Annotated in this window: 12 protein-coding genes and 2 tRNA genes; 7 read left to right on the forward strand and 7 right to left on the reverse strand. The window is 44.7% G+C overall.

Features of this window, described 5'->3' with window-relative positions:
* Positions 1-124: 124 nt before the first annotated feature.
* The 4 genes from WA381_RS12745 to orn form a co-directional block, all read right to left on the reverse strand.
* A complete protein-coding gene (locus WA381_RS12745) occupies positions 125-3,211 on the reverse strand; it encodes a TonB-dependent receptor domain-containing protein (protein WP_156085863.1) in 3,087 nt (1,028 codons plus the stop codon).
* Positions 3,212-4,004: 793 nt separating this feature from the next.
* Positions 4,005-4,080 (reverse strand) — tRNA-Gly (locus tag WA381_RS12750).
* A 53-nt stretch (positions 4,081-4,133) separates the two neighbouring features.
* A tRNA-Gly gene (locus WA381_RS12755) sits at positions 4,134-4,209 on the reverse strand.
* Between the two features lie 101 nt (positions 4,210-4,310).
* Positions 4,311-4,856: an oligoribonuclease gene (orn, locus tag WA381_RS12760; protein ID WP_014948078.1), complete on the reverse strand. Its 546-nt coding sequence runs from the start codon at positions 4,854-4,856 to the stop codon at positions 4,311-4,313.
* Positions 4,857-4,942: 86 nt separating this feature from the next.
* Here orn and rsgA point away from each other — a divergent pair, with 86 nt between their 5' ends.
* From rsgA to WA381_RS12780, 4 genes are all read left to right on the forward strand, one after another.
* Complete coding sequence (gene rsgA / locus WA381_RS12765) at positions 4,943-5,986, forward strand: small ribosomal subunit biogenesis GTPase RsgA (protein WP_039225052.1); 1,044 nt, start codon at positions 4,943-4,945, stop codon at positions 5,984-5,986.
* 248 nt (positions 5,987-6,234) lie between these two features.
* Complete coding sequence (gene asd / locus WA381_RS12770) at positions 6,235-7,182, forward strand: archaetidylserine decarboxylase (protein ID WP_156085862.1); 948 nt, start codon at positions 6,235-6,237, stop codon at positions 7,180-7,182.
* A 3-nt stretch (positions 7,183-7,185) separates the two neighbouring features.
* Positions 7,186-8,061 (forward strand): DMT family transporter, encoded by an 876-nt coding sequence (locus WA381_RS12775; RefSeq protein ID WP_014948075.1) that lies wholly within the window; start codon positions 7,186-7,188, stop codon positions 8,059-8,061.
* 32 nt (positions 8,062-8,093) lie between these two features.
* On the forward strand, positions 8,094-8,786 hold the full coding sequence (locus WA381_RS12780; RefSeq protein ID WP_156085861.1) for a glycerophosphodiester phosphodiesterase: 693 nt from the start codon (positions 8,094-8,096) through the stop codon (positions 8,784-8,786).
* A 121-nt stretch (positions 8,787-8,907) separates the two neighbouring features.
* Here the strand turns inward: WA381_RS12780 and WA381_RS12785 are convergent, their stop codons facing one another.
* The 3 genes from WA381_RS12785 to WA381_RS12795 form a co-directional block, all read right to left on the reverse strand.
* Positions 8,908-9,336 (reverse strand): MerC domain-containing protein, encoded by a 429-nt coding sequence (locus tag WA381_RS12785; RefSeq protein ID WP_014948073.1) that lies wholly within the window; start codon positions 9,334-9,336, stop codon positions 8,908-8,910.
* A gap of 156 nt (positions 9,337-9,492) precedes the next feature.
* Positions 9,493-10,401, reverse strand: coding sequence for a divergent polysaccharide deacetylase family protein (locus WA381_RS12790; RefSeq protein WP_156085860.1), 909 nt, complete (start codon positions 10,399-10,401; stop codon positions 9,493-9,495).
* Positions 10,402-10,524: 123 nt separating this feature from the next.
* Entirely contained in the window at positions 10,525-11,688 is a 1,164-nt protein-coding gene (locus WA381_RS12795) for a murein hydrolase activator EnvC family protein (RefSeq protein WP_039225056.1), read from the reverse strand.
* Between the two features lie 253 nt (positions 11,689-11,941).
* On the opposite strand from WA381_RS12795, the gene WA381_RS12800 reads away from it, so the two are divergent.
* The 3 genes from WA381_RS12800 (at position 11,942) to secB (ending at position 13,212) form a co-directional block, all read left to right on the forward strand.
* Positions 11,942-12,367 (forward strand): rhodanese-like domain-containing protein, encoded by a 426-nt coding sequence (locus WA381_RS12800; RefSeq protein WP_014948070.1) that lies wholly within the window; start codon positions 11,942-11,944, stop codon positions 12,365-12,367.
* 12 nt (positions 12,368-12,379) lie between these two features.
* On the forward strand, positions 12,380-12,640 hold the full coding sequence (grxC, locus tag WA381_RS12805) for a glutaredoxin 3 (protein ID WP_014948069.1): 261 nt from the start codon (positions 12,380-12,382) through the stop codon (positions 12,638-12,640).
* Between the two features lie 62 nt (positions 12,641-12,702).
* Positions 12,703-13,212, forward strand: a complete 510-nt coding sequence (gene secB, locus WA381_RS12810; protein WP_014948068.1) for a protein-export chaperone SecB — start codon at positions 12,703-12,705, stop codon at positions 13,210-13,212.
* Positions 13,213-13,217 lie beyond the last annotated feature (5 nt).

The following is a 13,217-nucleotide window of genomic DNA, read 5'->3' on the forward strand; positions in this document are numbered from 1 at the left end:
TCACCTCCAAGTCATCGACTCACCACCACAATGAGTCGGACAGTGCTTTCGCACTACGCGCCATGCCCGGCGCACGATATAAAAAAAGCAGCTAAAAAGCTGCTTTTTGATATCTGTGTAGACGTTACATTGTGTAATTTACGCCTAGGTAGAAGAAGCGTCCTCTAGGCCCTGCCGGTCTCGACAATGTGCCAAGGTAAGGATCTTCCTCAAACGCGTTATTGATACCACCATATACTTCTAGACTATCTTCAAAAGTGTATGAAACAGAAAAATCATGCACCAATGCAGAGCCAGTGTGGGTTTGACTGATAAAATCAGGATCACTCTCGATATCCTGGTTTTCTAGCCCAGGAAGTAGCTGGCTTCCTTCGTAGCGTCCTCTCCACCCAACAACGAGTTCACCAATTATATAGTCTGCACTCATGTTTACGATCCACTCTGGTCGCCCAAACGTTCCAAGAACATCAGTGACTTCGTCAGGTGCACTCACATCCCTTACTTCATCATTTTTGAGGAAGTTTGTTCCGTTGATAGTGAATTCAATTCTTCCGTCTGTGTCGACTAATTTAGCTAACTCAAAGCCATAATCTACGCGGAAATCAATACCAGATGTCTCTACCGCTGCAAGGTTGATAAACCCTGAACGAAAATCTGTGATAAATCCATTTGTAGCATCACGGTCAATTGCGTCACAAAATTGGTTGTTGATTGTTGGCGCGTCTACGCAGTTAGATGCAATGTCAAAACCAGTAAGGCTATCAATCAGGCCATCAATTTCAATATTATAGTAGTCTAGTGTCACTACTAAACCTTCCAGCATACCGTCGAGTTCTGTATCTGGTCTCCACACTGTACCAATCGTGATGGTTTCTGCTTCTTCAGGATCAAGGTCTGGGTTACCGCCCGTTGAACCAGAAACAAACGCTGACAGGAAGTTAGTAGAATCATAAGTGCCATCAGCTACCGCGTCGCCAATCAGTGCAATACAGTTCGCCTCCCTGAACTCAGAGCCCGCACTAATTAAGTTTTGGTTACAAGGGTCATCTCCTGCACCAAGTGAAGCCGCAAATGTAGGTGCGAAGGCTTCATTAATGTTGGGAACCCGCACCGCTTCAGAGAAGGTCGTTCGAATACTAAATGTATCAACAGGTGACCACACTGTTCCTATCGTCCAAGCGTCATGCGTACCATATGGGTCGTAGTCTGAGCTTCTGTATGCAGTGCGCAGCTCTAATCGCTCAGCGAAATCGACACCTTCTAGTAAAGGTATAGTTGCTTCTACAAAGTATTCTGAAACATCGTACTCACCGTCAGAAGGATTGGTTGGGCCGTTGCGAGAGTCTAATGTTCCAAAGGTTAAGCCTGCTGCAGAATATGGATCTGGCGTATAGGTACTTGACTCTTTTCTCCATTCGTAACCAAGAGCAAACATAACAGGGCCTGCCGGAAGCTCGAATAAATCAGAAGAGTCGCCCGATACTACTGCTAAGAAATTCTCTTGCGTTATATCGTTCTGCTCAGTGCCAGGTTGGAATATAAAGTTAGCCGCTTCTGCGCTGATTGAATCCTTTCCAAACAAATTCACTGGTACACAAGAACCATCACCAGGCTGGAAAGTTAAGAACCCAAAATTCGCATTCGCAGATGGAAACGGCGACGTAGGAGGAAGCGCAGAACTGTCTAGGTCAGAGCGACAAACAACATTGCCAGTTGCTGGATCTGTTACAGCGTCAATAGCAGCGAAGTATCTGTCTTCTATGCGCAAGTTCGAAGTAATGTCGGCATCAGTTCGACCGTAGTTATAGAAAACCTCGTACTCTAGAGCGGTGTTAGGGATATAACCGTCGAAGCCTGTAACAATACGATACGTTTTACGTTCTGCTTCTGGGTTTGAATTAGCGTTTATATCAAGAACATCGCGAGACATTACCAAGCTTAGTGATTCACCTTCTGCTTGTAATTCATTAATTTGAGATAGTAGAGCCGCAGGAATATACGGATTGTCTAGGGAGATTGGAATATCGTCATTGAAACCATTCACCTGATTAGTTTCTTTAGTCGAGCTAAATACGAATTTGGCATCTACAAAGAAATTTACGAATTCATTTAGTTCGTAATTTGACACTGCCTGTACTAAGACTCTTTTAGACTCTGGAAGGATAAGTTCAGCGTCGGGACTACCCGGTACACCATCACCACCACTCGCATCGAAAGGTCCAGCATAAACATCGCCGGGATTGTAGGCACGTAAGGTGCCGTCTTCACCCACTACCTGACACGTTGGAAACATGGACGTTCCGATAGTGCCGCAACCTAGCACGCCGCCAGATCCAGCGACATCTCCAAACGCACTGCCAGTTAATGAAATTACACCTCTGTCACTTGAAATTGGAAGTCGGTAATCTGGCACCCAAGTATTCTTGAAGCGTGAATCAATACCAAATGCACTCTGAGTAGCCTCTGTATTGGCTACTTGTGTATATAGACCAGAGCCTGCAAAGTCTCTATCTTTAGCATACACTGGGCTGGTTTCTTGGTATTCAACCGCGAATACTAAATCACCTTTATCTGTAGAAAAGCCGTTGGCCAATGATAAAAAGAATTCATTTGCGTCACCATCGTCAGTCACACCTGTTTGAGTGCGAAGCTCTAGCCCGTCGAACGAGGCTCCGTTTCTCATATTAAAGTTGACAACACCGGTTACCGCATCAGCGCCGTAAACAGCTGAGGCACCACCAGTGAGGACTTCCACGTTTCTAAGTAAAGCAGTAGAGATGGTATTTACATCAACAGAGCCCGTACCCTCAATACCTGAAACATGTCGTCGACCGTTTTCCATAACCAAGGTTCGCTCACTACCTAGATTACGTAAGTCCAGTAAGCTTGCTCCTAGTGGGGTTCCATTAAATGCAGAAAAAGACCCAGGCAGTGACGCCTGTAGTTGAGGCGACTCACGCAACATGGCACCTAAATCTATTTGACCAGATGTTTTGATATCACCAGCATTAATGGCAAGAACAGGGCTCGCTGCTTCCAGGGAGGAGTCTTGAGCAACGCGAGAACCAGTTACAACTACTTTTTCGACATCCTTCTCTTCAACAGCGGCTTCTTCCTGAGCCTGAACCGCAGATGCACTAACAGTAAGTGCAGATGCTACTGCAATTGCTAGTGCAGAAATATTGTTTTGCTTTGATGAACCAAAAGCCATGTGTGTTTCTCCAAGTATTACTTTTTCGTTCCAGAGTGCTCTTTACGGCACTTTTGAGGAGTCTAAAAGCGATGGTTATTTTTATATGTTTTCAATTTGCGTTTTACATATTGCATTTTGCAAATGGTGTGCCTATCAAAAAGCAAGTAAACAGTGAAACTACCGCTAAAAAACGGCGCATTATGCATATTTACCCACTAAAATCTATTTAATATTCAAAAAGACTTAACTAACGGCTTTCGAATGCACATTTAATGTGCAAAAGAGCTCGTAAAATGTAGATTTATTGAGAACTAGGTTGAAATCAAGGCGGCACCGCACTAGGAAGGTGCAAAGAGTCATGAATAAGGATTCACAACTGTGCGTAAAGACAGACAGAATCGGCGCTGAAGCAATAAGCGCAAGCAAATTTATACTTTCGTATAAATTTAAGATTACGCAGTTAATTAGGTCACGTTGTATATTTAAATAAGTAGGTCTTAAACCGTTTTTCAGAGCTGACGACTTGCCGATTCTTGAGCAAGTATGCACGGTGCTTTTCAGTGAAATAAGAGGTTATGGTTTGTAGCAAAAACTAATTTGAATGCTTTGTGAAGCAATGGCCGACACTCGGTCGCGGGCCCATCAAGGGGTCGCACTTAAAAACTAGATAAGTTTTAGTTTTTTGAGGTGTCTGAAAAATTTGGAGCGGGAAACAAGATTTGCCAACTGGCCGACATTCGGTCGCGGGCCCATCAAGGGGTCGTACTTAAAAACTAGATAAGTTTTAGTTTTTTGAGGTGTCTGAAAAATTTGGAGCGGGAAACGAGATTCGAACTCGCGACCCCGACCTTGGCAAGGTCGTGCTCTACCAACTGAGCTATTCCCGCATAGAGTCGATGCTGTGCATCTTTTAGTATCTGATTAGATTCAGATTTAAGTTTGGAGCGGGAAACGAGATTCGAACTCGCGACCCCGACCTTGGCAAGGTCGTGCTCTACCAACTGAGCTATTCCCGCAACAAAAGAGGTACTTCGTTTGAAGTGGTGCGCATTTTACAAAAATTTTGGGGTAACGCAACCTTTAATTCTACTTTTTTTGCACCTCAATGTTTGAATGCCTAAATCGTAAACACTTTCTCACGATAATAGCGCATTTCTTCAATAGACTCGCGAATATCATCAAGCGCTAGGTGTACGCCTTTCTTTTCGAAACCGTCTAAAATTTCAGGCTTCCAGCGGCGCGTTAGTTCTTTTATTGTACTTACATCAATATTTCTATAGTGGAAGTAAGCTTCAAGCTCGGGCATGTACTTAACCATGAAGCGTCTGTCTTGCCCTATGGTGTTTCCACATAGCGGTGACTTGCCTGCATCTACCCATTGCTCTAAAAAGGCAATAGTTTGCGCTGATGCTTCTTCAACACTTATTTTACTTTCTCGGCAACGTGCAGTTAATCCACTTTCACCGTGAACTCGTGTACACCACTCGTCCATATTATTTAACACGTCATCACTTTGATGTACCGCTATTACAGGCCCTTCAGCCAAAATATTCAGCTGTGCGTCGGTAACAATGGTTGCGATTTCCATTACTACACAGGTTTCAGGATCTAACCCTGTCATTTCCATGTCTATCCAAACAAGGTTACTGTCGTGTTTACTCATTACTTTCCTCTTTGCGCTACAGACATGGCAACCATGCCCTACAAACGGTATTATTGACATAGTATACGTGAAACTAGAAAAGAATCGTGGCGAAAAAACCAAAACTTACACAACGACAGAAACGACAAGTTGCAGCAAATAGAAGCAAGCGCTTGCGTGAAAAGCACGCATCAAAGGGCGCGGCGAACCTTGATGAAAGCACGCTAGAAAGCGGTACGGTAATTGGTCGCTTTGGTAAACACGCCGACGTTGAAGACGCAAACGGCGCAGTATCTCGCTGCCACATTCGCCGCACGGTAGACTCTGTAGTGTGTGGTGACAAGGTGTTTTTCAGTAAAGGGGATGACGCTGAGTCAGGTGTAAGTGGGGTTATTGAAATTGTAAAAGACAGGCACTCTGTCCTGACTCGCCCAGATTATTACGACGGTATTAAACCCATCGCCGCGAATATCGACCGTATTATAGTGGTTAGCGCTATTTTACCCACCCTTTCACTGAATATTATCGACCGTTATCTCGTTGCCTGTGAAGACATAGGCATCACGCCGCTGATTGTCCTTAATAAAGTAGAATTGCTCAGTGAAGAGGAACGCGCAACCGTCACAGAGCAGCTTAAGACGTACGAAAACTTAGGCTACGAAGTGCTTTTCACCAGTTGCAAAACCGGTGAAGGCATTAGCAAACTCAATGAATACCTTAACGATAACATCAGCGTTTTCGTAGGGCAGTCCGGCGTAGGTAAATCGAGCCTTATAAACCAAGTTCTGCCAGACGCCGATGAATTAACCGGCGATATTTCAGATAACTCGGGACTAGGTCAACATACAACGACGGCGGCCAAATTGCTTCACTTGCCAGCCGGCGGTGATTTAATTGATTCCCCAGGAGTACGTGAATTTGGCTTGTGGCACATTCCTACCGAACGTATTACATGGGGCTTTATTGAGTTCAGAGATTATTTGGGCGGCTGCAAATTCAGAGACTGCAAGCACTTAAATGATCCGGGGTGCTTACTAAGAGAAGCTGTAGAAGAAGGAAAAATTAGCGCAGAACGCTTCGACAGCTACCATAGAATATTAACCACCATGGAAGAGCAGCGCCCTAGTCACAGCCAGCCTCCCGGGGCATAACAACTGCCACTAGGTTTCAACCTCACTGGAGCGCTAAACTCGTTGGAGCGACCGAAGAAGTACACGCACTGCTTACGTGTAATAGCTGTCTCTTAGTCGGCGATTTATTCTTTTGGTGTGAACCACGTGCTTATGCTTTTGTGTAAGCACTCATAACCCTAAAGTTGCTCTTAATACCACGACTTACGATACAATAACGCTATCTATGCAATGCGTTATTGCTTGCATAAAAGAAACGGAGATATTTTGTGTTAGATTGGCTTAAAGTTAATTTACAATACGTTACACCAAAGCACCTGCTTTCACGCCTTGTAGGCAAACTTGCAGAAGCAGAAATGGGTAGTGTTACGACATTTTTCATCAAGGCGTTTATTAAGCAATACAATGTTGATATGTCAGAAGCGCTGCATGAGGAACCAGAGCATTATAGAAGCTTTAATAAGTTCTTCACACGCCCGCTTAAACCTGAAGCGCGCACCATTGATGAAAACGATGACGTACTTATCCATGCTGTTGACGGTACGGTAAGTCAGTTTGGCGATATCCATCGCGACAGTATTTTTCAGGCGAAAGGCCATGACTTTAGCCTAACTACATTATTAGGTGGCAAGCCTGACGTAGCTGCGCCATTTAAAAATGGTAAGTTTGCTACCATTTACCTTGCCCCTCGTGATTATCACAGAATTCACATGCCTGTTGAGGGCACACTTATCGATATGCTGTATGTGCCGGGCGAACTTTTTTCGGTAAATCCTCTTACAGCACAAAATATTCCAGGTCTGTTTGCACGAAATGAACGCGTTGTCGCGCTGTTCGACACGCCTGTAGGCAAAATGGCGATGGTGCTTGTGGGCGCTACCATAGTGGCAAGTATTGAGACAGTTTGGGCTGGCACGGTTACGCCACCTGCGGGTAAAAATGTTCAGCACTGGTCATATGAAAAAGACAGTGAAGCAGCAGTTTTCCTTGAAAAAGGTGCCGAGCTAGGCCGCTTCAAGCTAGGTTCGACCATTGTGGTGTGTTTCGAAAAAGACATGATTGATTTTGAAGACCTCGCCCCTGGTATGGTTACACGCCTTGGTGAGCCTATGGCGCTTAAATCAACCGCACAAGCTACAGCTAAAGATACGCACGTTAGCGATGAAACAGCCAGTGACGAAAAGAACGAGGCTTCGTCAGAGGGCGCTGACAGCTAATTTATGGATGCTGTTAAAAAAAGCCTGATCTCACTTCATTTCACGGTAATTTTACTTGGTGGTACAGCCCTTTTCTCTCGGCTAGTACCACTTAGTGCCAGTGATATCACCCTTGTTCGTTCGGTATTTGCCTGTATAGCACTATTTGCCTTTTTGAAATTGGCGAAAAACAAAATCAAGCTGAACTCCAAAAAAGACTACGGCGTTGCCCTGGGCTTAGGCGTGCTGATGGCGCTGCATTGGGTTACCTACTTCGCCGCCATGCAGTATGCCGGGGTGTCTGTAGGTATGATTGCGCTTTTTACCTTCCCTGTGATTACGGTGCTTATCGAGCCTTTTTTTGAGCGGGTAAGGCTGGTCTGGCAGGATATCGTATCTACCGTTACGGTGGTCGTTGGCGTTTATTTAATAGTGCCCGAAACGTCACTGGAAAATGACATTACCCTTGGTGTTCTTATTGGTATTGCCTCCGCCATCTTGTATTCGTTTAGAAACCTTATTCATCGTAAGCACTTTAAGCACTACAGCGGTGCGCAGGCCATGGCGTGGCAAACCTTGGTTATCAGTATTTTAATGCTGCCGGTAGGCAGTGCAGCAATAACCTCAGCGTCTACTAGTTCTTGGCTAATGCTATTGCTTTTAGGTACCGTATTTACTGCGCTTCCTCATGCACTTATTGCTGCGAGCCTACGTCACCTTAGGGCAAAAACGTTTTCGCTCATAGCCTGCATGCAGCCTCTTTATGGCGTTTTCCTTGCTATTATTCTGCTTAACGAAAAACCTGGTTTAAGTGCGTTGTTAGGTGGAATTCTTATTACGTCAGCATCAGTTTATGAAACGCTCAACACGCATAAATTGCATAATGCAAAAGATGATTAAGCCGTGTTGTGATCTTTAAGGAAGAAATGTCTATGCTCATTTTTGCTCACCGAGGTGCCAGTAAAGCCGCCCCAGAAAACACAGTAAAGGCATTTAAACTGGCTTTCGAACAACGTGCCGATGGCATTGAGTTTGATACCTATCAGCACGAAAGCGGCATTATTGTTTTTCACGATAGAACACTTACGCGCAGAGCACGGGAATCCGGCTATTTACTTGACGTACCGTGGCAATCCCTTACAGAAATGGACATTGGGGATGGAGAGCGCATACCGACCCTGACCGAAACACTGAATTGTGTTCCAAAAGACAAGTGGTGCAATATTGAGATAAAACACTTACGCGACGTAGACAGCTGGGTTAAAGACGTTAAAGCGGCGGTACTGCAAAGCGGTATTAATGCTGACAAGCTACTTATCTCTTCATTTAACCATCACTGGCTTCAAGCTATTGCGCTTAAGTGGCGCGAAGTGAAGATCGGCGCCTTATCTGCAAGCTACGAGCTTGACTGTACGGCAAGCGCCCGGGCTCTGAACGCTTATTCCGTAAACATTGCTTTAGACGCCGTTGATAAGCAGTTTGTGCAAACGGCGCAGCAAGACGGATTTGACGTATTCGTTTATACCGTAGATGAGCCGAGAGACATGCTTATGCTTAAAGAGTGGGGAGTGACGGGAATATTCACTAACGTGCCCGATGTAGCGCTTAGTGTGTTGTCGCATTAAACCCTACTTTTTCAATGCGAAAAGTCTGTAGAACACGTATCTGATACATACTCACACTATAAAAAAACGAGCCATAGGCTCGTTTTTTTGGAATACTTTTCTTGAAATGCAGCTTGGTCGACTACTTAAATTCAGTTGAAAGGTGGTCTGAAAACACCGTATTCTTGCAGCACTTACATTGTCTACACAATCGCATATTCACCCAGTGGCCGGCTACAATTAGCGCTGCACCTATCGCGATGGTAAAGGGTTCGTAGTGATGCCCAAAAATATCTTTGTGCCAATAAATAGCGCCACCCGTAAACAGCAATGCAAGCGGGTAGTATTTGCCATGATAGCGAATTGCACCGCTAACCAAGGCGACTGCACCTACAATTAACGAAAAGGTTAATATTGTTCTCTCAAACCACACTTGTGCAAAAAAGCTAGAACCGATCAGCGGCAGCAGAGGCACCAAAACAGGTAGCGCGAGGCAATGCAACGCACACAAGCTCGACACCCAGATGCCAAGTTTGTCTAGTTTTGTTGGATTCTCGTCAATTGGAGTCATTACCCTAATTACCACCGTGAAAAAATGAGTTCGCGAACTATTCGCCAGAGACGTTATATTATAACAGACTCTCAGAAATGAGAAACGTTCCCACATTAAATTTTGATCTTAACGAGATGAAAATGAACTAACTACGTATAAAATGGGGCAAAAAAGCTATTCGTTTGGCGCTGTGTCCAAACGCTCAGCAATGCCTTTTTCTGCGGAGCTGTGCATTAGCCCACTGCTGTGTAAGGCATTTTCTTCAGTCATGCTTACTTTGCTATCCTTCATATCGGCGTTATTAAGTGAAGCCGTTTGATCGCGCTCTTTACCAAACTGCTTGGCCACTTTCGGCGCATGTGAAAAATAGTCGGTTACTGAGGTAAGGGTTAAACCTTCTTTTTCAAGTGAGGGTATATGAGTTTTCAAGAAATCGACGGTTTCTGGGTGGGGATGACCAATCACCACTACGTGACCATTCTTTTTAGCAATACGTTTCATGTGGTTGAACTGCTTAAGTAAGAATGCAGGCTCAAGCTTATGGTCCAGAAACACCTGTCTGCTTGCGCTAGGCACACCTAACCGTTGCGCAATTTCTTCACCTTTTGTGAGTACCGTGGTTCGGCTATCCACAAAAAATAAGCCTTGCCGCTTCACCTCTTTTAAGAGCGCTTCCATTCCTTTTTGCTGCCCCGTGAACGCACTTCCCATATGATTATTCACACCAACCGCGTTCGGCACGCTCTTCATTGCCTTTCGCAAATTGTAAGTAATGGCACCTGCGAACATGTCAGTGGTTAACCCAAGGGGCCCCATGTCCTTTCCACTTTGCGCCTGCATAGGCATATGCAGCATAACAGCCCTGCCTTCTTGCTCAGCGCGGAGCGCAATTTCAGAAGCCAGCGGCGTTTGCGGAAGTATAGAAAAGGTAATTTCTTTAGGGAGAGAAAAAGCAGCGACATCGGACGGCCTGTATCCCAGGTCATCTAATATTATAATTATGTCTGACTTTGCTTTTACTTGAAGGCTAGTTAGCCCGCATAAAACAAAGATTATACAAGGCATTAGCAGACGCAAAAGCATCTAAGTCACATCCGTTTTTCATCATTATTATTAAGCGCACACTACACAATGCTGTGTTTTTTCTAGAATACCAACAACTGATTCAGTTTCAACTTAGTTTCTGAAAATCTAAAATTAACCTGCCTAGTCTAGCCAAGAGCTTGGATTTAGCGCCTTGCCTTTATGACGAATTTCAAAGTAAAGGTTAGGATATTCCTGACCACCACTTCGGCCCACAAGGGCTATGCGTTCACCTTGCCTGACATCATCGCCAGCTTGCTTGAGTAACGCTTGGTTGTGACCGTAAACACTCATATACCCTTCGCCATGATCGACAATAGCGACCAGACCAAATCCGCGCAGCCAATCGGCGTACAACACTTTTCCAGGCGCAATGCTGTTTACAGGGTCGCCCTCGGCACCATCTATCACAATGCCTTTCCAAGACACTTGCCCTTGGCGGCGACTACCAAATAAGTTTCGTATTCTGCCTTTTACAGGCGCTGCCAGCTTACCTTTTAATTTGGCAAGTCCATCCATACTCACTTCGGCTTCACGGGCAGCCCGTTCTGCGGCAATCCGGGCCGCTTCAATAGCGTCTTTCAGCGCTTTTTCATCAGCTTGTAGCGACGCAATACGCTGGTTTTCAGAGGCTATGGTTTTGTTTATTTTCTTAAGCGTTGCTTTTCTATCGTCCTGACGGGTTATAAGTACTGCTCGCTGACCTTCTTGCTCATCTTTCAAAGCGGCAAGTGACAAGGCTTTTTCGCTAAGCTCTGCGTTAACTTCTTCAAGCCTAGCAACATTTCCCCTAAAGCTCTCAATCTCTTTTTGGCGCGCTTTAGCCACGTATTGATAATAGGTAATGACACGCTCGAAGGTTCGCGCGTCATCTTGGTAAAACAGCATTTTTGCGTAGTCGTAATGCCCCGCCATAAATGCACTTTTAAGCTGGCTCGATAAAAGTGACTGCTGTTTACGGATAGCCGTTTTAAGCCCTTCTTGTTCTTCTTCGAGCTTCGCTTGTTCTTGCTCAATATTTTTAAGTGACTGTCGGGTGCTGGATAGTGCTTTCGCCACTTTAGCGATTTCGAGTTCAGAGGCCTTCAGCACATTTTCTAATTCCTGTGCACTGGCTCTATTGTTCTCTAATACTTGCTGTCGAGCGCGCAGTTCGGCCTGTAACTCAGCTAATTTTTCTTTTTGACTATTCGCACCGCCTTCTTGTGCAATAGCACTACTTCCAATCGGCATAATTGCAAGGGCAACTATGCACCCAATGATTGAAAGAAATAATCGTACTGACATACGTGCGCCTAGAACCTTAACTTTTTCATTGATGACTTAATGTGTTTCATCGTTGCTGTTAACAACGTTTTCCAGTGTATCTGACGCTCCTCCATATGCCCAGTGCAATTTGTTCGTAATATCAATCATCTAAAGTATTTGGCGCAAACCCGCTATGACTGACATCAATCATACTGAAAGGTAAGCTGGTTTCTCGCCCATTTTTCTATATACTTTGCACTCTTTTCATGGTCTGTAGACAGGGTTAGAGGTAATGGATCAACTAATTGAATTTGCTAGCAACAACTTTATTCTTGCTGGTATTTGGGTTGCGCTGATTGCCATGTTGATATTTAGCTATATCAGTGCATGGACATCTTCAGTAAAAGAATTAAGCACGCACGAAGCAACGGTTTTGATGAATAAAGACGATGCGATAGTGCTAGATACACGCCCTGCGAAAGAGTTTAAAGCTGGCCATATTTTGGGTGCCAGACAAATTAAACCTGAAGAGTTGCGTGAGAAAAACTTCAAGAAACTTGAAAACAGTAAAGACAAACCCATTATCGTAGTATGCGCTATGGGTAATCAGGCTCGTGGTACAGCAAATGCGATGCTTAAAGATGGCTTCGCGAATGTGAGTGTATTAAAAGGCGGAATGAACGCGTGGCAAAGTGCCAGCCTTCCCGTTTCTAAATAACAGGTAACCTTTATGAGCAAAGTAGAACTTTACACCAAGGGCCACTGTCCTTACTGCCACCGTGCAAAAGCATTGCTAACGCAAAAAGGTGTAGAATTTATTGAATACCCAATAGATGTTAAGCCTGAACTGCGCGACGAGATGATTGAACGCGCAAACGGCGGCTGGACTGTTCCGCAAATTTTCATTGACGATCAGCACGTTGGTGGCTGTGACGATATGATGGCTTTGGAAGCACAAAGCAAACTAAATCCAATGTTGGGTTTGGCGTAAAGCGTCAGCGCATACAGCAACGCACTACATTAAATTAAAACGACAATTAAATAGGAAATACCATGGCTGACGAAAATCAGACAAATAACGGCGAAGCAGCGGGCGCACAAGCGCAACAGAGTGCTCAGTTCAATATTCAGCGTATCTACACAAAAGACATTTCTTTTGAGTCTCCAAACGCGCCAGCTATTTTCACTAAAGAGTGGAAGCCTGAAATTAAACTAGACATCGACACTAGCACTAACAAGCTAGAAGAAAATGTATTTGAAGTTGTACTTTCAGTTACCGTTACGGCAACACTTGGTGAAGAAACAGCATTCCTTTGTGAAGTGCAACAAGCAGGTATCTTTGCTATTGGCGAAATGCCAGATCAAAACAAAGCGCACACGCTGGGCTCGTTCTGCCCGAACATGCTTTTCCCATATGCGCGTGAAACCATTTCTAACTTGGTTAACCGTGGAACATTCCCTCCACTTAACCTAGCGCCTGTAAACTTCGACGCTATCTTTGCCGCTTACGTGCAAAAACGTGCACAGCAAGCGCAGGGCGAAGCGCCAAAAATGGACGCCTAATTAGG

It is taken from the genome of Alteromonas sp. CH_MED4-4, assembly GCF_037029575.1.
Taxonomy (GTDB): domain Bacteria; phylum Pseudomonadota; class Gammaproteobacteria; order Enterobacterales; family Alteromonadaceae; genus Alteromonas; species Alteromonas macleodii.

What these genes read in the sequence shown, in the direction of transcription:
- WA381_RS12745 (WP_156085863.1), bottom strand. Translation starts at nt 3,211, where the DNA reads ATGGCTTTTGGTTCATCAAAGCAAAACAATATTTCTGCACTAGCAATT.
- orn (WP_014948078.1), bottom strand. Translation starts at nt 4,856, where the DNA reads ATGAGTAAACACGACAGTAACCTTGTTTGGATAGACATGGAAATGACA.
- WA381_RS12775 (WP_014948075.1), top strand. Translation starts at nt 7,186, where the DNA reads ATGGATGCTGTTAAAAAAAGCCTGATCTCACTTCATTTCACGGTAATT.
- WA381_RS12780 (WP_156085861.1), top strand. Translation starts at nt 8,094, where the DNA reads ATGCTCATTTTTGCTCACCGAGGTGCCAGTAAAGCCGCCCCAGAAAAC.
- WA381_RS12785 (WP_014948073.1), bottom strand. Translation starts at nt 9,336, where the DNA reads ATGACTCCAATTGACGAGAATCCAACAAAACTAGACAAACTTGGCATC.
- WA381_RS12790 (WP_156085860.1), bottom strand. Translation starts at nt 10,401, where the DNA reads ATGCTTTTGCGTCTGCTAATGCCTTGTATAATCTTTGTTTTATGCGGG.
- WA381_RS12795 (WP_039225056.1), bottom strand. Translation starts at nt 11,688, where the DNA reads ATGTCAGTACGATTATTTCTTTCAATCATTGGGTGCATAGTTGCCCTT.
- WA381_RS12800 (WP_014948070.1), top strand. Translation starts at nt 11,942, where the DNA reads ATGGATCAACTAATTGAATTTGCTAGCAACAACTTTATTCTTGCTGGT.
- grxC (WP_014948069.1), top strand. Translation starts at nt 12,380, where the DNA reads ATGAGCAAAGTAGAACTTTACACCAAGGGCCACTGTCCTTACTGCCAC.
- secB (WP_014948068.1), top strand. Translation starts at nt 12,703, where the DNA reads ATGGCTGACGAAAATCAGACAAATAACGGCGAAGCAGCGGGCGCACAA.